This window comes from Microbacterium gallinarum, assembly GCF_014837165.1.
In the GTDB taxonomy this organism is placed as follows: Bacteria; Actinomycetota; Actinomycetes; order Actinomycetales; family Microbacteriaceae; genus Microbacterium; species Microbacterium gallinarum.
Map to the genome: position 1 here is coordinate 1 of NZ_JACSPM010000004.1, position 18,132 is coordinate 18,132.

Here is an 18,132-nt window from a genome sequence, read left to right on the forward strand (position 1 = left end):
CTGTGGGAGAGTAGGACACCGCCGGACTTCCATTACCGAAATGGCCACCCAACGCAGGGTGGCCATTTCGCGTTAACCACACACCGCAGAAGCAGCAGCGAGGTCTCGCCGTGCGCGCCGATCAGCTTCGTGTCGGCCGCGACCCCGACCATCGGGAGTCGTCGGCGAGCCGCAGCCTGCCCCGCGCGTCGGAACGTGTCAACGACACCATCGGTAGACTCGGGGGATGCCGGCGCTCGACCTCACCGCGACCTCTGCCGACCTGACCCGCACGATCTGCGACATCCCGAGCGTCTCGGGTGACGAGACGACGCTGGCTGACCTCATCTTCGCGGAGGTGTCCGCACTTCCTCATCTCGAGGTCTATCGCGATGGCGACACGATCGTCGCGCGCACCACCCAAGGCCGAGCCCAGCGGGTGGCGATCGCCGGCCACATCGACACCGTTCCGATCAACGGCAACGTGCCGACGCGCGACGTCGAGATGGACGGCGAGCCGTTCATCTGGGGCCGCGGCACCGTCGACATGAAGGGCGGTGTCGCCGTCCAGCTCAAGCTGGCGGCCGAGCTGGTCGCGCCCCGCGTCGACATCACCTGGATGTGGTACGACCACGAGGAGGTCGACGCCGACCTCAATGGCCTCACCCGCCTCGCCCGCACACGCCCCGATCTGTTCAGGGCCGACTTCGCGATCCTGGGCGAGCCCTCCAACGGCGAGGTCGAGGGCGGCTGCAACGGCAACCTCCGCGCCATCGTCCGCACGCGCGGCGTCCGCTCGCACAGCGCGCGCGCCTGGATCGGCCAGAACGCCATCCACAGCGCCGCCCCTGTGCTGGCCCGCCTCGCCGAGTACCGTCCGCGCGATGTTCCGGTGGAGGGGCTCGTCTACCGCGAGGGCCTGAATGCCGTCCGCATCAGCGGGGGTGTGGCGGGCAACGTGATCCCGGATCTGTGCGAGATCGAAGTCAACTACCGTTTCGCGCCCAGTCGCGACGCCGCCGAGGCGGAGCAGCACGTGCGCGACGTGTTCGCAGGGTTCGATGTCGAGATCGTCGATCTGGCGGTCGGCGCGCGGCCGGGACTCGATGCACCGCTCGCACAGGAGTTCGTCGCCGCCGTCGGCGCCGAGCCGCGACCGAAGTACGGCTGGACCGATGTCGCGCGTTTCAGCGCACTCGGCGTGCCGGCGGTCAACTACGGACCGGGCGACCCTCACCTCGCGCACCATGACGAGGAGCGCGTGCCCGTCGGCCAGATCGACGCGGTGGAGCGGGGTCTGCGCGCGTGGCTGACCGGCAGCTGACGTCCGAGATCCGCCCGCGTCTGAGTGCAGGCAGCGCGGCCGTCCGGGTCGGGGTGATCTACCTCGTCGCCCGCGTGGTGACGACGGCCTTCCTGCTGCTCGCTGCGGAGCTCTCCGGCTTCGACTCGCGATTCGGACCGGAGCCGACCCTCGCGGACTTCGTGCTCGGCTGGGATGCGCAGTGGTACTGGCTCGTCGCCGAAGTGGGCTATCCGATCGAACTCCCGCTCACGGACTCTGGGGCCGTGGCCGAGAACGCCTGGGCGTTCATGCCCCTGTACCCGCAGCTGGCGAAGATCGTCGCTCTGCCGTTCGGCACCTTCGCCGCAGGCGCGTTCGTCGTCTCGATCGTCGCGGGGTACGCGGCATCCCTCGTCCTCTTCCACCTGCTGCGCAGCCGGATCGACGACACGGCGGCGCTGTGGGCGGTCACCTTCTTCGTCGCCGGCCCGCTCGCCGCGCTCTTCCAGGTGGGCTACGCCGAGACGCTGTACCTGCTCTGGCTCTTCCTCGCTCTGTGGTGCGTGGTGCATCGCCGGTATGTGTGGCTCTACGGGCTCATTCCGGTCATGGGGTTCACTCGCCCCGGAGTGCTGGCGTTCGCCCTCTTCCTCGGCCTGTTCGGCATCTGGCGCTGGTTCACGCGTCGGCGCGAGCCGCTGCCCGCCCGCGAGATCGTGCACATCGTCGCCCTCGGGCTGCTCGCCGCCGTCGTCGGGTTCGCCTGGCAGGCCATCGCCGGCCTGCTCACCGGCGACAGCGGTGCGTACCTCGCGACCGAGCTCGCGTGGCGGCGCAACTGGATTCCGGGGGAGGCGGTGTTCTTCCCGTTCGAGGGATTCCTCAGCGCGACCGCCTTCTGGTTCGGCGCCGTGTGGCATCTGCCCGTCGAGCTCGGCTACATCGTGCTCGGGGCATCCGTCCTCGCCGTCGCGGCCGTCCTCCTGTTCGTGCCGCAGGTCAAGCGGCTCGGCGTCGAGGTGCGCCTGTGGAGCGCGAGCTACGTCGTCTACCTCCTGCTGGTCTTCTTCCCGCAGTCGAGCCTGTTCCGCCTGCTCGTCCCGCTGTCGCCGCTGTGGGGCGCCCTCGCCCTGCCGCGTTCGAACGTGTGGCGAGGCGGCGTGCTCGTCGCCTGTCTGGTTGGGCAGTGGTGGTGGATCTACAACATGTACGCGCTCGGGAATGTGATCTGGCAGGTGCCGTGAAGTGTTGCGGTTTGGGACTCCATGTCCACAAGTGTCGCCCGAGGGTCGCAGGGTCACGATAAACTTGATGTGCAGACCATCGATGAAAGGGAGCCGCAATGGCAGCCATGAAGCCGAGAACCGGAGACGGGCCAATGGAGGCCGTGAAGGAGGGTCGCCTCATCATCGTGCGCGTGCCGCTCGAAGGTGGCGGTCGTCTCGTCGTCTCCGTCAACGACGCTGAGGCCAAGGAGCTCTACGACGTTCTGGGCGGAGTCGTCAGCCCCGCCTGAGTCACACTCGTTCCACGGAACGGCCGGTCTTCGGACCGGCCGTTTTCGCGTCCGCGGATGGTGCGGCTCAGTCGGTCGGAACGGTCGTCAGCTGCAGGAGTCCCTCGCCGACGATCGACAGCGCGCCGATGACGGCGGGCGACGCCTGCGTCTCCTGGATGAGCGAGCGGTACGCGGTGGTCACGGGATCACGGCGCACCGGGTCGGCGACGGCGCCCCCGGCCATCACGCGCGGAACGAGCACCGTGCCTCCGGCGCGGACCAGCCGCAGGCCGTGCTCGACGTATTCGATGACTCCGTCCGGGTCGGCGTCGACGAGCACGATGTCGTACGAGGCCTCGTTCATCCGGGGGAGGACTTCGGCTGCGCGGCCCGTGATGAAGCGCGCACGCGCCGGCGGGATCTTCGCCTCGGCGAATGCCTGACGTGCGGCGCCGAGGTGCTCCGGCTCCTTGTCGATCGTCGTCAGCGTGGCGCGGGGCGAGCCGCGCAGCAGCCACAGACCAGAGACGCCGGCCCCGGTGCCGATCTCGACGATGTTGAGGGCTTGGGATGCCGCGGCGATGAGCGCGCACTGAGCGCCCACCGGTGCGCTGATGGGCGCTGCACCGAGCTCGAGCGCGTGGGCACGTGCGCGGGCGATGTGCTCGGGCTCGACCGTCGCCTCTGCGGCGAATCGCTGATTCGCGTTCTGCTCTCCCATCGACATCCTCCGCGGAAAGCCTACGGGGAACGCGTGCGCTCACGGCTCAGGCGCGGCGGTAACCTGATCTCATGTTCTTCGGCCTCACGATCGAGAAGCTGCTGCTGATCGGCCTCGTCGCCGCGCTCATCGTCGGTCCCGAACGGCTTCCCCGGTATGCGGAGTCGCTCGGCAGCTTCACCCGTCGCGCGCGGGATTGGCTCTCGACGGCGCGCACCCGCGTGCGCGATGAGATGGGGGAGGACTTCGACGACGTCGACTGGCGCACGCTCGACCCGCGGCAGTACGATCCGCGGCGGATCATCCGGGAGGCGCTGCTCGACGACGCGCCGGTTCCCACCGTGCGGGCGGCTCAGGCCGGTGCGGCCGTCGCGTCCACGGGGACGCCCCCTCCACCGCCCGTGCGCTCGCCTTTCCGCGGCCCGGAGGACGGCCCGACGCCCTATGACACCGAAGCGACCTGACGCAGCCTGATCACCGAGGACGCAGCGGCAGCGAGCGACCGGCGAGACCCCGCGGCTCGGCGATGAGAGCCTGCGCGATGCGCTCGACCTCGCGCGCCGCCGGTTCGTCGGGGTGGGCGAGGACGGCCGGGATGCCGGCATCCGCGTCCGCTCGCAGTATGGGGCTGAGGGGAACCGAGCCCAACAGCGGGACCTCCGCCCCCTCGCTCGACAAGGCTGACGCGACCGCAGCTCCGCCGCCGGCTCCGAAGAGGTCGAGCGTCGTGCCGTCGGGCAGCGTCATGGCGGCCATGTTCTCGACGACGCCGATCACGCGCTGACCGGTCTGGCGGGCGACGAGTCCGCTGCGCACGGCGACGTCGGACGCAGCCGCCTGGGGCGTGGTCACCACCAGCACATCGGCGTTCGGCAGCAGCTGGCCGACGGAGATCGCGATGTCGCCGGTGCCGGGCGGCATATCGAGCAGCAGCACGTCGAGGTCGCCGAAGTACACGTCGGTGAGGAACTGCTGCACGGTGCGGTGCAGCATCGGTCCGCGCCACGCCACCGCACCGAGCGGCTCGGTGCCCGGCCCGCGGCGCAGGAACATGCCGATGGAGATGACCTTCACCCCGTGGGCGACCGGCGGAAGCATGAGGTCGTCGATGCGCGTCGGCTGCGGCACGGCGCCGTCGGGTCCGACGAGGCCGAGCTGCCCCGGGATCGAGAAGCCGTGCACGTCGGCGTCGATCAGCCCGACGGCCAACCCTCGGGCTGCCAGCGCGACGGCGAGGTTGGCGGTGACCGTGGACTTGCCCACGCCGCCCTTGCCGCTCGTCACGGCGATCACACGGGTGAGCGTGCCGGGGCCGAAGGGCATCTCGCGGGTGCGGCCGCCGCGCAGCCGCTCGGTGAGCGCCTGGCGCTCCTGGGACGTCATCACCCCCACCTCGAGCGCGACCTCCGAGATTCCGGGAACGGATGCCGCGGCCCGGCGCACATCGGCTGCGATGCGCTCGGCGGCCGGGCAGCCGACGATCGTGAGCACGATGCCGACCGCGGCGATGCCGTCGCGCACCGCGATGTCACGCACCATGTCGAGCTCGCCGATCGGGCGACGCAGCTCAGGGTCGAGCACGGCGTCGACCGCCCGGCGGACGGCGTCCGCGGTGGGTTCGCTCATCGCGCGGTGCCGTCCGGGGCGTCGTCGCGCAGCTCGATCTTCTCGAGGAGCGTGCGCAGCTCGGCGCGGAGCACCTCGCGCGTGACGACCTCGTCGGAGAAGTCGGTCACCGCCATGCGCAGCGCCACCACCTCGCGGGCCAGGTACTCGGTGTCGGCCAGGTTCCGTTCAGCGCGCTGGCGGTCCTGCTCGATCTGCACGCGGTCCCGGTCGTCCTGGCGGTTCTGCGCGAGGAGGATGAGGGGCGCGGCGTACGAGGCCTGAAGCGAGAGGATCAGCGTGAGAAGCGTGAAGTTCTGCGCCCGAGGATCGAACTGCAGCGGGACGGGCGCGAAGGTGTTCCACGCGAGCCACACGACGACGAAGACCGTCATGCCGATGAGGAATCCCGAGGTGCCCATGCCGCGGGCGAATGCCTCGGAGAAGCGGCCGAAACGGTCCTGCGACGGCTGCGGCGTGCGCTGCAGCATCCCGGAGCGGCCGCGCGGTGCGTCGAGCGCCACCTGGCGCGTCTGCCGGCGCGCCATCACGAGCGCCTCGGAATCGACGCGGTCGAGACCGGAACCGCCGGTGGTGACTCGCCGTGCGAGCGCCAGTCGTCGGGCAGCAGGTAGTCGAGCACGTCGTCGATGCTGACGGCACCGACGAGCCGGTGCGCCTGATCGACGACCGGCACCGACACGAGGTTGTAGCTCGCGAGGAGACGAGCGACCTCGGCGGCCGATGCCGAGGCGGGCAGCGGATCGAGCGTGTCGTCGATGATGGCGCCGAGCCGCTCGTGCGGCGGATAGCGCAGCATCCGCTGGAAGTGCACGGTCCCCAGCAGCCGGCCCGTCGGGGTCTCGTAGGGCGGGAGGGTGACGAAGACGGCGGCAGCCAGGGCGGGGTGCAGCTCGTGGCGGCGGATGAGGGCGAGGGCCTCGGCGACGGTCGCGTCGGCGGAGAGCACGATGGGCTCGCTCGTCATGAGGCCGCCCGCGGTGTCGGGGCCGTACTTCAGCAGTGCGCGGACGTCTTCCGCCTCTTCGGGCTCCATCAGCTCGAGCAGCTCTTCGGACCGCGATTCCGGCAGCTGACCGAGCAGGTCGGCCGCGTCATCCGGCTCCATCGCATCGAGGATGTCGGCCGCGCGCTCGTCGCCGAGCGCCTCGAGGATGTGGACCTGCTCCTCTTCGGGCATCTCCTCGAGCGCGTCGGCGAGTCGGTCGTCGGGCAGCTCTTCGGCGACCTCGATGAGCCGCTCCTCGGGGAGGTCGAGCAGCGTGTTGGCGAGGTCGGCGGGCTTGAGGTCGGAGTAGGTCGCCACGAGCTGCTCGGCCGACTGCGCCTCGCCCGGGTTCTGCTGCTCCCGCACGTCCTGCCACGACGCGAATGTCGTCGGGCCCTTCGCGAACGGCGACGCGCTCGTGCGCGGCCGGCGCAGGAAGAGCTGGCCGATGTCCCACTCGCCGAGGCGGTTGCGCTCGATCGCGACGTCTTCGATCACGGCTGTGCCCGAGCCGTCGTTGAGGTACACCTTGCGGCCGAGGAGCTCGGCCATCACGCGCACCTCGCCGCCGCGCTGCTGGAAGCGACGCACGTTGATGAGGCCGGTCGTGATGACCTGGCCCGTGGCGATCGAGGTGACGCGGCCGATCGAGACGAACACGTGACGGCGGCCCGGGATCTCGACCACGAGCCCGATGACCCGCGGCGGATCGTCCTTGCGGTAGATGACCACGACGTCGCGCACCCGCCCGAGGCGGTCGCCTGCGGGGTCGAAGACGGAGCACCCGGACAGGCGCGCCACGAATACCCTCTGCGTGCTCACGCGTTCCAGCGTAGTCCGGACATCGTGGGAGGATGGGGAGATGACCATGATGGGCGGACGCTTTCCCCAGGGGTCTGAGGACGTCGGTCAGACCGTCGCCAGTTTCCCCGCATACGACGCCGCCCAGAAGGCCGTGTCGTCGCTGATCGCCGGCGATGTGCCCGCCCGTGACATCGCGATCGTGGGCCAGGGCCTGCGCTCCATCGAGAAGGTGACCGGCCGGCTCGGCTACGCCTCCGCCGCCCGCTCCGGCGCGATCAACGGCCTCCTCCTCGGCCTGCTCTTCTCCGCCATCCTCGTGATCGGCTCGCCCACCGTGCCGATCCAGGCCTTCGTCGGCGTGCTGTTCGTGGGCATCGCGATCGGCATGCTCCTGAGCATCGTCACGTACTCGTTCGTGCGCCGTCGTCGCGACTACGCGTCGGTGATGCAGGTGGTCGCGGACCACTACGAGGTCACCGTCGCGGCGACCAGCATCCAGCGCGCCCGTCAGGTGCTCGGACCGCAGGCGGCCCCCGAGCCGCCCGCGCAGAGCTCGACCCCGGCGGCGCCCGCGGTCGCTCCGGCGCCCGACGGCGCCCCCGAGCCGCCGCGCTACGGCGAGCGGGTGACCCCGGCCTCGCCCCCCGCCACGGACGACGGTCCGGTGGGGGCCGGCCCCGCTGTGCCCGCCGCCCCCGCTGCCCCCGCTGCGCCCGGTGAGCCCGCGGAAGGCGACGCCCCCGCGTCCGAGGCGAGCTCCGACCGCTGATGGCGACGACCGAGACCGCCCTGCGCATCGCGGTCGGGCTCCCGAGCGGGCAGGTCGAGGTGTCGGGCTTGCTCGGTCGCCCCGACGACGCCTGGGCGCTGCTCGGCATCGCGCACGGCGCAGGCGCCGGGATGCGGCATCCGTTCCTCAGCGGACTCGCGCATGCTCTCCACGACAGCGGCATCGCGACCCTGCGGTTCACCTTCCCCTACCTCGAAGCAGGACGACGGATGCCGGGACCGGCCGCGCACGCCGTCACGACGTGGGCGGCCGTCGAGGCAGCCGCGGCGGAGCATGCACCCGACCTGCCGTTCTGGGCGTCGGGCAAGTCGTACGGCGGACGCATGGCGTCGATGGCGGCGGCGGAGGGGCGCATCGCGCCCCGCGGTCTCATCTACCTGGGCTACCCGCTGCACCCGCCGGGCGACCCCGGCAAGGCGCGCACCGCCCACCTTCCCGACGTCGCGCCGCCGCAGCTTTTCCTCGAGGGCACGAACGACCCGTTCATCCAGCCCGTCGAGCAGCTCGAAGAAGCGGTCGCGTCGTGCCAGGATGCCGAGATCCTCTGGATCGACGGGGGCGGGCACTCGTTCGAGATCAAGGGTCGCAAGCGCCCGGCCGACGAGGTCGGCGCCGAACTGGCTCCGGCCGTCGCCCACTGGATGCGGCGTCGGTCGGAGTAGCGTCAGCGCCCGGCCGCGTAGCCCTGCATGCCGCGCGGGTTCGCGGCCGCCCACAGCACGCCGGTCGCGGCATCCCTCCCCACCGCGGAGACACGGCCCAGCGACCAGTCGCCCGCGCGGGTGACCGCATGCCCCCGGCGCTCGAGGCCGGCGATGACCGAGTCGCCCAGGCGGTCCTCGACGACGGCGCCCGCGGGCGTCCAGGTGCGCGGCCAGAACGACTCCGGCATCGATGTCGTGTGCAGCGACGGTGCGTCGATCGCCTCCTGCGGCGTGTAGCCGCCGACGATCATGCGCAACAGGGCCAGCAGCTGCCACTGGTCCTGCTGATCGCCGCCGGGCGAGCCGATCGCGTACTCGGGTGCGCCATCGCGGAGCACGAGCGTGGGCGTGAGCGTCGTGCGCGGACGGCGTCCGGGAACGAGGGAGGACGGATGCCCCGGCTCGAGCCACGTCATCTGCAGGCGGGTGCCGAGGCAGAACCCCAGGGCGGGGATGGCCGGAGACGACTGCAGCCAGCCCCCTGACGGCGTCGCCGACACGATGTTGCCCCAGCGGTCGATGACGTCGAGGTGGCATGTGTCGCCGCGGGTCTCGCCCGTCTTCGCGACGGTGGGCTCGCCCGTCCCGACGCCCGGCGCGTCGTACGACGTGCGCAGGGGCGGGCGGAACCCGGAGCGCCCGCCGAGCACGCCCGGTCGGAACTCCGTCGACGCCGACGCGGCGATCAGAGACCGCCGCTCATCCAGGTAGTCGGGGGACAGAAGAGCGTCGAGCTCGACGTCGGCGTCGCCGAACCATGCGTCGCGGTCGGCGAGCGAGAGTTTCTGCGCCTCGAGGATCGTGTGGGCGCCGGCCTCCTGTGACGGGTCGAGCAGGTCGTCGTCGAGCGGCTCGAGCAGCGCGAGGGTCTGCAGCAGCGCCGGGCCCTGCGTCCACACGCCGGCCTTCGCGACCGTGCGCCCGCGGAAGTCACGGGTGACCGCGGGCTCGTACCCGGCGTCGAACGCGGCGAAGTCGTCGACCGTGATGACGCCGGAGTGGAGACCTCCCGCCGAGTGGCGGTGCGGAGCTGCGACGAATGCGCTCGCCTCCTGCGCGACCTGCCCGGTCTTCCAGTCGTGGCGGGCGGCGTCGATGCGCGCGGCGCGGCCGACCGGCCCGTCGTCGCGCACCGTGCACGAGGCGTGCACGAGCCCGTCGAGCACGTCGGCGTACGCCGGATTCCGCACGACGTCGCCGGGCGCCGGCGGCGCGCCGCCGGGCATCCACAGGTCGCGCGAGGTCGTCCAGTCCTCGGCGAAGAGCTCCGCGACGCGGGCGATGGTGGCAGCGGCCTGCCGCACGATCGGATGCCCGTCGCGCGCGTAGCCGATCGCGTAGGACAGCACGTCGCCGAGCTCCCACGTGCCGTGGTCGCGCAACAGCAGCAGCCACGCGTCCACCGCCCCCGGCACGGCCGCCGCCAGGGCACCCGAGCCGGGGACCAGATCGAGTCCCTCGGCGCGGTAGTGCTCGATCGTGGCGCCGGCCGGTGCCGGTCCCTGACCCATCAGGACCGTGGGGGACGCGGCATCCGCTGTCTGGAAGATCCCGACGAGGTCGCCGCCGGGCCCGTTCAGGTGCGGCTCGACGACGTGGAGCACGAACGCCGCCGCGACGGCCGCGTCGAACGCGTTGCCGCCGCGCTCGAGCACCGACTGCGCGGTCGCGGTCGCGAGCCAGTGCGTCGAGGCGGACATCCCGAACGTGCCCGACAGGGTCGGGCGCGTGGTGAACGCGGGCGGCGGGGTGTAGGCCACGCTCAGGCGGAGAGTCGCGCGATCCAGGCCTCGACCTCGTCGGCGGTGCGCGGGATGTCGGCCGAGAGGTTGACCGGCCCGTCGGCGGTCATGAGGATGTCGTCCTCGATCCGCACGCCGATGCCACGGTACTCCTCGGGCACCGTGACGTCGTCGATCTGGAAGTAGAGGCCGGGCTCGATCGTGAAGACCATGCCGGGCTCGAGGGGGCCGTCGTAGTACATGTCGCGCCGCGCCTGCGCGCAGTCGTGCACGTCGATGCCGAGATGGTGGCTCGTGCCGTGGACCATGTACCGGCGGTGGTGGCCGCCCGCGTCGGCGTCGAGCGCCTCTTCGGCCGTCACCGGCAGCAGACCCCACTCGGCCACGCGGGTCGCGATGACCTGCATCGCAGCCTCGTGCACGGTGCGGAACTTCACGCCGGGCTTCGCCGCGGCGAACGCGGCGTCGGCAGCCTCGCGGACAGTCTCGTAGATGCGGCGCTGGATGTCGGTGAACGTGCCGCTGACCGGGAGCGTGCGTGTGATGTCGGCGGTGTAGAGGCTGTCGACCTCGGCCCCGGCGTCGATCAGGATCAGGTCGCCCGGGACGACGGCGCCGTCGTTGCGCGTCCAGTGCAGGTAGCACGCGTGCGGGCCGGCGGCCGCGATGGTGTCGTACCCGACCGCGTTGCCGTCGCTGCGGGCGCGCTGGTGGAAGACGCCTTCGACGATGCGCTCACCGCGGGGGTGGGCGACGATCGCCGGGATGTTCGCGACGATGTCGTCGAATCCGCGGGCGGTGACCGCGACGGCGAGCTTCATCTGCGCGACCTCGTACTCGTCCTTGACGAGGCGCAGTTCCGACACGAAGCGGGTGAGATCCTCGTCCTCGTCGAGCACGAGCTCGCCTTCGCTCGATGCGAAGTCGTCGATGTGGGCGGTCGCGACGCCCAGGTCGGCGGCGACACCCGCCAGGGCGGGACGCGGCCCGATCCAGAACTCGCCGATCGAGGCATCCGAGTAGAATTCCGCCGTCGTGCGGTCGGCGCGCTCGCGGAAGTACAGGGTCACATCGTGACCGCCGCCCTCGCGCGGCTCGAACACGAGCATCGAGCCGGGCTCGGCGTCGGACGCCCAGCCGGTGAGATGCGAGAACGCGGAGTGCGCACGGAACGGGTAGTCGGTGTCGTTGCTGCGCTGCTTGAGCTCGCCTGCCGGGATGACGACGCGCTTGCCCGGGAACGCAGCCGACACCGCGCCGCGGCGCGCGGCCGTGTACGCCGCCTGCTCGCGGGCCGGGGGCATCGAGTCAGGCCGTTCCGCCCATCCCTCGGAGATCGTGTCGAGGAAGCCCTGGCCGTAGGGCTGGCGCCGGTTCGTGCTCGTCGAGGGCGGGGTCTCGGCGTCCGTCTGCTCGATCGTGTCGCTGTCGCCTGTGGTGCTCATGTCTCCAGTCTGTCACGCGACCGCCGCGTGACGGAGGGCTCAGTCCACAGGCTCCAGCTGCACGATGAGGGGGCGGTGGTCCGATCCGGAGCCGTCCATCGAGCGCAGCACGAGCGAGCCGGTCGCCTCCCAGTGAGCAGAGGTCATGACGTGGTCGATCGGCGTCCCGAGCACGGACGGCATCTCCGCCGACCATGTGCCGATGGCGCCGTTCCCCGTCGCGATCGCGGCGTCGTCGCACAGGCCCAGCGTGCGGTCGTCCACGCCGAGGCCCGACATGTGGTCGACCGTCGCATTGAAGTCGCCGGCCATGATGACGTTGGCCTCGACGCACTGATCGGCGAGCCACTGCAGGTCGTCGCGCCAGTCCTGCATGTAGCTGGGGCGCGGCGCGACGGCGTGCGCTGCCACGACGATGGGTCCCTGGCCGTCGGTGGGCATCGCCACGGCGCTCGGCACCGTCGACGTGTTGCTCGTGCCGTCGATCGACGACTCGATGACGGCGTAGTCGCCGAGCTCGGGGGAGATGAGCAGCGTCGTGGAGCCGGCATCCCACTCGGTCGAGGGGTCTTCGGCGTGGTGGGCCCACATGCGGTGGCCGAGTTCGCGCATCGCGATGGCGACCTGCTCGCCCGTCTCGATGGTCGTCTCGGGGAGCGCGACGATGTCGGCGTCCATCGCGACGGCGATCTTCGCGATCGTGTCGGGCGGAGTCGCCGGTCCGGCCGTGTTCCACGTCATCACGCGGATCGCCGTGTCGGTCTTGGCGGGCAGGGCCTCGGTGCCCATGCCGCCCCTGCCCATCAGGATCGCCCCGTTCGCGACGGCCGCCACACCGGCGACGACCGCGATCGACAGCGAGAACGCGCGGATCGGACGTACGATGGCGACCAGCAGGGCCAGGACGGCGATCAGCGTGAACGCGAGCGCGAGGAGCCCGCGGAACGAGACGATCTGAGCCACCGGGTAGAAGCGCTCCACGCGGAAGAAGCCAGGCCAGGTCAGCACGGCCGCAGTGATCGCGCAGAGCACGGTCACGAGGATCCCGAACAGGCGAAGCACGTCGGCGACTCTATGCGAGCAGGCTGGGAGATCGGTCAGCGCGGCGCCGCATGTCGGCGCGGTACGCTCGGAGGATGCCGGGACGGTTGCGCTTCGAGGGCCCGAGCGACCTGCACCTGCACTCGGTCCTCTCCGACGGAACCGAATCGCCCGCACAGGTCATGGCGGCCGCGCACCGGCATGGGCTGCGCACCGCCGCGCTCACCGACCACGACACCACCTCGGGATGGGCGGAGGCGGCCGAGGCCGCGGCATCCCTCGGCATGTCCTTCATCCCCGGAATGGAGCTCTCCGCGCGCCACGAGTGGCGCAGCGTGCACGTGCTCGCGTATCTGGTCGACCCGGACGACGAGGCGCTGCGGGCGATGACCGACAGGATCCGCTCGTCTCGGCTCGACCGCGCGCGGATCATGGCCGACCGCATCGCGCGCGACTACGACCTGGTGTGGGACGACATCCTCGCGCAGACGAGCGACGGCGCGACCGTCGGGCGTCCGCACATCGCCGACGCCCTCGTCGCCCGAGGGCTCGTGCGCGATCGCGCCGAGGCGTTCTCCAGCATCCTGAGCCCCGGCGGCGACTACTACGTCGCGCTGTACGCGCCGGATCCGGTCACGGCGGTGGGGCTCGTCGTCGGCGCCGGGGGAGTCCCGATCATCGCGCACCCGGCGGGTCGCGCCGGCCTGCTCCCCGCACGTCTGACCGAGCGCATGCTCGACGCGGGTCTCGCGGGATTCGAGCTGGGCCATCGCGAGAACCGGGCGTCCGGCATCCGCTCGCTGCGCGCGCTCTGCGAGGAGCGAGACCTCATCGTCACCGGATCCAGCGACTACCACGGCCTCGGCAAGCCGAACCAGCCGGGCGAGTACACCACCGACGACGCCATGGTCGCGCGGATCGTCGAGGCCGGAACGGGAAGCGCCCCCGTCTACCCGTGAGGAAGACGAGGGCGCCCACCGTGGAGAGCGGATGCCTCAGCCGAGCGCCTTCGCCTTGAGGGCGTCGAACTCGGCCTGGGTGATCGTGCCCGCGTCGAGGAGCGCCTTGGCCTTGGCGATCTCGTCGGTCGCGCTCGTTCCTCCGGCCACGGACTTGATGTAGGAGTCCTGGGCCGCCTGAAGCTGCTTCGCCTCGGCCGCTCCACGACGGGCCATGCCGTTGCCGCGCGCGATCAGGTAGACGAGCAGCGTGAGGAACGGGACGAAGATCAGGAAGATGATCCACACCGCCTTCCACCACCCGCTGAGCTCGTGGTCGCGGAAGAGGTCGCCGATCACGGCGAACAGCGCGAAGAGGTAGGCGACGAACACGAAGACCCAGAGGAACCACCAGATGAGGTCGCCGAGGGAACCCCAGAACCCCTGGTACTCGTAGCCGGTCGTGACCGCGTCGATGAATCGCACGATGAGTGCCTTTCTGAATGCGAGGTGCGGCGCGAAGTGCGCCGCTCGCGCTCACGATAGCGCCCGGCCGCGTCGGAATCACGCGATTCGACGCGGATGTCGCCGCGCGTCGATTAGCGTCGGAGGATGCGGCAGCCCACGGCGCTCGAGCGGCGGATCGACGCCGGCGCCCATCGGTTCCTGGCCGAGGCGCCGCGCGACGGCGCACGCGCGGTCCTCGTCGAGGTCGGCGTCTTCCTCTTGAAGCAGGCGTGGGCGTGCCTGTTCGGCGCGGCGCTGCTCGTCGTGATCGTCGCCGCACGGCTGTGGTACCCCGACGATGCGGCCCTCGCGCGGAACGACTTCCTCACCCTCGCGGCGGTCGCGATCCAGGTGGTGATGATCGCCACCCGCCTCGAGACCGGGCGCGAGCTGTGGGTGATCGTGCTGTTCCACCTCACCGGCACCGCCATGGAGCTCTTCAAGACGGACGTCGGCTCGTGGATGTACGCGGCGGACGGAGTGCTGCGCATCGGGGGAGTGCCGCTGTTCAGTGGCTTCATGTATGCGGCCGTGGGGTCGTACATGGTGCGCGTGTACCGGCTGTTCGACCTCGGATTCGAGCGGTATCCGCGTCGCTGGCTGACCGCGATCGTGGCGGCGGCGATCTACGCCAACTTCTTCACGCACCATTGGTGGTGGGACGCCCGCTGGGTGCTGCTGCTCGCGGTGGTGCTGCTGTGGGCGCGCACCTCGCTCTACGCGCGGGTGTGGCGTGCGGTCCTGAAGATCCCCCTGCTGCTGGTGTTCGCGGGCGTGGCGCTCTTCATCTACCTGGCCGAGAACATCGCCACCTGGGCGGGTGCGTGGGCCTATCCCGATCAGCTCGACGGCTGGCAGCCGGTGTCGATCACGAAGCTGGTGTCGTGGTTCCTGCTCATGATCATCTCGGTGGTGATGGTGACGTTCGTCTACCCGCCACGACCGCCGACTCGCGTCGAGAAGGCACGCGCGCCGCGGCTGGCGCGGCGCGCGTGACGAAGGTCAGGCGCTGACGGGAGCGCCGCCGCCCGAAGCCGCCGAGCCGCCGCGGCGACGGCGACGCCGGCGCGGGGCGGGCTTGCCGTCGTGGTGCTCCTTGCCGCCTCCGTCGTGAGTTCCGCCGCCTTCGGCAGGGCGCTCGCCGGGGGCGGCCGCGGCCTGGCCGGCACCGTGGGCGCCGGCGGATCCTCCGGAGCGGCGACGGCTGCGGCGGCGCGCGGTGCCGTCACCGTCGGCGCCGTCACGGGGTGCGGCATCCTGCGTCTTGACCGTCTGCGTCTTGGGCGCCGTGGCGATGCGGCCCTTGGTGCCCGCGGGGATGTCGAGGTCGGAGAAGAGGTGGGGGCTGGACGAGTAGGTCTCGACCGGCTCGGGCTGCCCGAACTCCAGCGCGCGGTTGATGAGCGCCCACTTGTGCAGGTCGTCCCAGTCGACGAACGTCACCGCGATGCCGGTCTTGCCGGCACGGCCGGTGCGGCCGGCGCGGTGGAGGTACGTCTTCTCGTCGTCGGGGATCGTGTGGTTGATCACGTGCGTGACGTCGTCGACGTCGATGCCGCGCGCGGCGACGTCGGTGGCGATGAGCACGTCGCGCTTGCCGGCCTTGAACCCGGCCATCGAGCGCTCGCGCGCCTCCTGGCTCATGTCGCCGTGGACGGCGGCGGCGTTGAAGCCGCGGTCGCCGAGCTCGTCGACGAGCTTCTGCGCGGCGCGCTTGGTGCGCGTGAAGACGACGGTCTTTCCGCGACCCTCGGCCTGCAGGATGCGGGCGATGACCTCGTCCTTGTCGAGCGAATGCGCGCGGTAGACGAGGTGCTTGATGTTCGCCTGCGTGAGACCCTCGTCGGGATCGGTCGCGCGGATGTGGATCGGGTTCGACATGAACCGGCGCGCGAGGGCGACGATCGGGCCGGGCATCGTGGCCGAGAAGAGCTGCGTGTGACGCACGGCGGGCACCTTCGAGAAGATCTTCTCGATGTCGGGCAGGAACCCGAGGTCGAGCATCTTGTCGGCCTCGTCGAGCACGACCTCGGTCGCGTGCGAGAGGTCGAGGAGGCGCTGGTTGTTCAGGTCGATGAGGCGACCGGGTGTGCCGACGACGATCTGCGCGCCGGCCTTGAGCTGGTCGATCTGGCCCTCGTAGGCCTTCCCGCCGTAGATCGCGACGACGCTCGTCGCCCGACCCGAGGTCAGCATGTCCATGTCTTCGTAGACCTGGACGCACAGCTCGCGGGTGGGCACCACGATGAGGGCCTTGACGCCCGGCTCGGGGTTCTGGCCGAGGCGCTGCACCACGGGGATGCCGAAGCCGAAGGTCTTTCCGGTGCCGGTCTTGGCCTGCCCGATGATGTCCTGGCCAGGGAGGCCGAGGGGGATCGTCTGCTCCTGGATGGGGAAGGCATCGACGATGCCCTTGTTTGCGAGGACATCGACGATGTCCTGGTCGACGCCGAGTTCGGCGAAGGTCGTCACGATATGAGCCTGTCCGGCAGTGAGATGCTGCCTGGTCCGTGCCCTGGCGCGGTGATCATCGACGCCGCGCGGGCGGAAGTGCGGTCCACGCCCTCTCTCAGCCACAGGCGCGGGAGCCCCCGATCCGATGCCGGGGACGTCACCACGATACCGGAGGAGGGAGCCGGACGGCATTTCGGAGGGTTCGGATGGAGAGCGGATGCCGCGCCCGGCGCCGCGCGACCCTAGGCTGTAGCCCGTGGTGAAGTGGTTCTGGCAGCGTCGGGAGCCCGGGCGGAAGCTGCAGCTCCGCTCGAGGGAAGACCTCGGCGATGCGACGCGCGTCGACTTCGAGGAGCTCGCGCCCGATATCGACACGTTCCTCGGCCAGGCCGCGTATCTGCAGCTCGGCTACTTCGAGACGCTGAGCGAGCTCATCGCGCTGACGCCGGAGCTCTCCGACAAGGAGTCGCTCTCGCGTGCCGCGGGCGCCGCACTGACCAAGCACGAGGAGCTGGTGGCGCTCATCCGCGAGCGCGGCGACGACCCCACCGACCTGATGCTGCCGTTCCGCGAGCCGCTGGACGCGTTCCGCGGGGCGACGCACGGCGTGCGGGCTCCCGAGACGATGCTGTCGGTGCACATCACGGCGGGCATGCTGGACGACTTCTACCTGGCGCTGTCGGCGAGCTATGCCGACACCGGACGACGGGTCGCCCGCATCCTCCGCGCCGACGACGACCGCGAGGCGATCGTCGACATCATCGGCCGCACGATCGAGAGCGATCCGGAGTGGAAGTCCCTGCTCGCGCTGTGGGGGCGGCGGCTCGTGGGAGACACGCTGCTCATCGCCCGGGCCGCCCTGCGGCCCGCGACGCTGCGCGTGGCGGACGAGGCGAAGGTCGAGCCGGTGTTCACCGAGCTCATGGCCGCGCACTCGCGGCGCATGGACGCGATGGGCCTCGCGGCCTGAGACGCTCGACGGCGCTACCCCGTGGAGAGCGCGGGATCAGCCGATCCGGAGGCGCGCGCGCTCGCTGGCGTCGTGCGCCACGCGCATGCGCGAGAGCATCACGAGAACGGGGTAGGTGACGACCAGAGGCGCGACGAACATCGACAGCCACAGCCACACGCTGTCGGTGCCCACGCCGGCCCAGGTGAGGATCATCCACACCAGTCCGGCCGCGAACGCGCCGAGCGCCGGGCCGATGACGACGCCTCGCGTCGAGCGGTGGGCGACGAGGAAGTGCGCGGCGATTCCGATGGCGGCGCCGACGATGATCGCGAGGATGATCTGCATGGGCGGGTCAGGCGACGAAGCCGACGCGGCGGGACTCCTCGGTCCCGAACTCGATGTAGGCCAGGCTCGCGGTGGGGACGATGTAGCTGTTCCCCTTGTTGTCGGCGAGCGCGATGTGCGTGGCGCCGGCGTCGAGCGCCGCAGCCACGGACTTCTTCACGTCGGCCGCGGCCTCGTTCGTCTCGAAGTTGAGCTCGCGTCCGGTGTTCGCGATGCCGATGCGGATCTCCACGTGACTGCCTCTCTCCCACTGCGCGGCCGGGTTCCCCGGCGCATGGCAACTCTACGACACGGCCGCACGCGCCCAGGCCGT

At 71.0% G+C, this 18,132-nt stretch carries 20 protein-coding genes; 9 read left to right on the top strand and 11 right to left on the bottom strand.

All coding sequences use genetic code 11. The annotated features are described in order from the left end of the window. Positions 1 to 226 precede the first annotated feature (226 nt). The 3 genes from dapE to H9622_RS11830 all read left to right on the top strand — a co-directional run bounded on the left by dapE (position 227) and on the right by H9622_RS11830 (position 2,780). Positions 227 to 1,303: a succinyl-diaminopimelate desuccinylase gene (gene dapE, locus H9622_RS11820; RefSeq protein ID WP_191766627.1), complete on the top strand. Its 1,077-nt coding sequence runs from the start codon at positions 227 to 229 to the stop codon at positions 1,301 to 1,303. Then, positions 1,285 to 2,508 (top strand): hypothetical protein, encoded by a 1,224-nt coding sequence (locus tag H9622_RS11825; RefSeq protein ID WP_318247103.1) that lies wholly within the window; start codon positions 1,285 to 1,287, stop codon positions 2,506 to 2,508. The genes dapE and H9622_RS11825 overlap by 19 nt, the downstream gene beginning before the upstream one ends. A gap of 98 nt (positions 2,509 to 2,606) precedes the next feature. Then, the gene (locus tag H9622_RS11830; protein ID WP_127474371.1) at positions 2,607 to 2,780 is read left to right on the top strand and encodes a DUF3117 domain-containing protein; all 174 of its coding nucleotides are present in this window, start codon (positions 2,607 to 2,609) and stop codon (positions 2,778 to 2,780) included. A gap of 67 nt (positions 2,781 to 2,847) precedes the next feature. Here the strand turns inward: H9622_RS11830 and H9622_RS11835 are convergent, their stop codons facing one another. Continuing rightward, positions 2,848 to 3,483: an O-methyltransferase gene (locus tag H9622_RS11835; protein WP_191766628.1), complete on the bottom strand. Its 636-nt coding sequence runs from the start codon at positions 3,481 to 3,483 to the stop codon at positions 2,848 to 2,850. Positions 3,484 to 3,554: 71 nt separating this feature from the next. On the opposite strand from H9622_RS11835, the gene H9622_RS11840 reads away from it, so the two are divergent. Next, a complete protein-coding gene (locus H9622_RS11840; protein ID WP_191766629.1) occupies positions 3,555 to 3,947 on the top strand; it encodes a twin-arginine translocase TatA/TatE family subunit in 393 nt (130 codons plus the stop codon). A gap of 10 nt (positions 3,948 to 3,957) precedes the next feature. Here the strand turns inward: H9622_RS11840 and H9622_RS11845 are convergent, their stop codons facing one another. Genes H9622_RS11845 through H9622_RS11855 form a run of 3 tightly spaced genes read right to left on the bottom strand, consistent with a single transcriptional unit; the run spans position 3,958 to position 6,919 of the window. Then, on the bottom strand, positions 3,958 to 5,109 hold the full coding sequence (locus H9622_RS11845) for an Mrp/NBP35 family ATP-binding protein (protein WP_191766630.1): 1,152 nt from the start codon (positions 5,107 to 5,109) through the stop codon (positions 3,958 to 3,960). Continuing rightward, positions 5,106 to 5,636, bottom strand: coding sequence for a DUF1003 domain-containing protein (locus H9622_RS11850; protein ID WP_191766631.1), 531 nt, complete (start codon positions 5,634 to 5,636; stop codon positions 5,106 to 5,108). The genes H9622_RS11845 and H9622_RS11850 overlap by 4 nt, the downstream gene beginning before the upstream one ends. Next, positions 5,636 to 6,919, bottom strand: a complete 1,284-nt coding sequence (locus tag H9622_RS11855) for a magnesium transporter MgtE N-terminal domain-containing protein (RefSeq protein ID WP_191766632.1) — start codon at positions 6,917 to 6,919, stop codon at positions 5,636 to 5,638. Before H9622_RS11855 ends, H9622_RS11850 begins: the two co-directional genes overlap by 1 nt. Before the next feature lie 40 nt (positions 6,920 to 6,959). Here H9622_RS11855 and H9622_RS11860 point away from each other — a divergent pair, with 40 nt between their 5' ends. Together H9622_RS11860 and H9622_RS11865 are read left to right on the top strand one after the other, a co-directional pair. Further along, positions 6,960 to 7,670: a general stress protein gene (locus H9622_RS11860; protein ID WP_225222049.1), complete on the top strand. Its 711-nt coding sequence runs from the start codon at positions 6,960 to 6,962 to the stop codon at positions 7,668 to 7,670. After that, complete coding sequence (locus H9622_RS11865) at positions 7,670 to 8,353, top strand: alpha/beta hydrolase family protein (protein WP_191766633.1); 684 nt, start codon at positions 7,670 to 7,672, stop codon at positions 8,351 to 8,353. The genes H9622_RS11860 and H9622_RS11865 overlap by 1 nt, the downstream gene beginning before the upstream one ends. Positions 8,354 to 8,355: 2 nt before the next feature. Here H9622_RS11865 and H9622_RS11870 read toward each other — a convergent pair whose 3' ends face one another. From H9622_RS11870 to H9622_RS11880, 3 genes are read right to left on the bottom strand one after another with little or no spacing between them, the layout of a single operon-like run. Further along, the gene (locus H9622_RS11870) at positions 8,356 to 10,155 is read right to left on the bottom strand and encodes a gamma-glutamyltransferase family protein (protein WP_191766634.1); all 1,800 of its coding nucleotides are present in this window, start codon (positions 10,153 to 10,155) and stop codon (positions 8,356 to 8,358) included. A gap of 2 nt (positions 10,156 to 10,157) precedes the next feature. Next, the gene (locus H9622_RS11875; RefSeq protein ID WP_191766635.1) at positions 10,158 to 11,582 is read right to left on the bottom strand and encodes an aminopeptidase P family protein; all 1,425 of its coding nucleotides are present in this window, start codon (positions 11,580 to 11,582) and stop codon (positions 10,158 to 10,160) included. A 39-nt stretch (positions 11,583 to 11,621) separates the two neighbouring features. Beyond that, on the bottom strand, positions 11,622 to 12,644 hold the full coding sequence (locus H9622_RS11880; RefSeq protein ID WP_191766636.1) for an endonuclease/exonuclease/phosphatase family protein: 1,023 nt from the start codon (positions 12,642 to 12,644) through the stop codon (positions 11,622 to 11,624). A 74-nt stretch (positions 12,645 to 12,718) separates the two neighbouring features. On the opposite strand from H9622_RS11880, the gene H9622_RS11885 reads away from it, so the two are divergent. Continuing rightward, the gene (locus tag H9622_RS11885) at positions 12,719 to 13,582 is read left to right on the top strand and encodes a PHP domain-containing protein (protein WP_191766637.1); all 864 of its coding nucleotides are present in this window, start codon (positions 12,719 to 12,721) and stop codon (positions 13,580 to 13,582) included. Positions 13,583 to 13,618: 36 nt separating this feature from the next. On the opposite strand, the gene H9622_RS11890 is transcribed toward H9622_RS11885, so the two are convergent. Beyond that, a complete protein-coding gene (locus H9622_RS11890; protein ID WP_191766638.1) occupies positions 13,619 to 14,047 on the bottom strand; it encodes an SHOCT domain-containing protein in 429 nt (142 codons plus the stop codon). A gap of 126 nt (positions 14,048 to 14,173) precedes the next feature. Here H9622_RS11890 and H9622_RS11895 point away from each other — a divergent pair, with 126 nt between their 5' ends. Then, positions 14,174 to 15,064, top strand: coding sequence for a DUF817 domain-containing protein (locus H9622_RS11895; protein WP_191766639.1), 891 nt, complete (start codon positions 14,174 to 14,176; stop codon positions 15,062 to 15,064). A 6-nt stretch (positions 15,065 to 15,070) separates the two neighbouring features. Here H9622_RS11895 and H9622_RS11900 read toward each other — a convergent pair whose 3' ends face one another. Next, complete coding sequence (locus tag H9622_RS11900; protein WP_191766640.1) at positions 15,071 to 16,540, bottom strand: DEAD/DEAH box helicase; 1,470 nt, start codon at positions 16,538 to 16,540, stop codon at positions 15,071 to 15,073. Between the two features lie 238 nt (positions 16,541 to 16,778). Here H9622_RS11900 and H9622_RS11905 point away from each other — a divergent pair, with 238 nt between their 5' ends. Next, complete coding sequence (locus H9622_RS11905; protein ID WP_191766641.1) at positions 16,779 to 17,492, top strand: ferritin-like fold-containing protein; 714 nt, start codon at positions 16,779 to 16,781, stop codon at positions 17,490 to 17,492. Between the two features lie 36 nt (positions 17,493 to 17,528). Here the strand turns inward: H9622_RS11905 and H9622_RS11910 are convergent, their stop codons facing one another. Continuing rightward, positions 17,529 to 17,819, bottom strand: a complete 291-nt coding sequence (locus H9622_RS11910; protein ID WP_191766642.1) for a hypothetical protein — start codon at positions 17,817 to 17,819, stop codon at positions 17,529 to 17,531. A gap of 7 nt (positions 17,820 to 17,826) precedes the next feature. Then, positions 17,827 to 18,051: a DUF3107 domain-containing protein gene (locus H9622_RS11915; RefSeq protein ID WP_191766643.1), complete on the bottom strand. Its 225-nt coding sequence runs from the start codon at positions 18,049 to 18,051 to the stop codon at positions 17,827 to 17,829. Positions 18,052 to 18,132 lie beyond the last annotated feature (81 nt).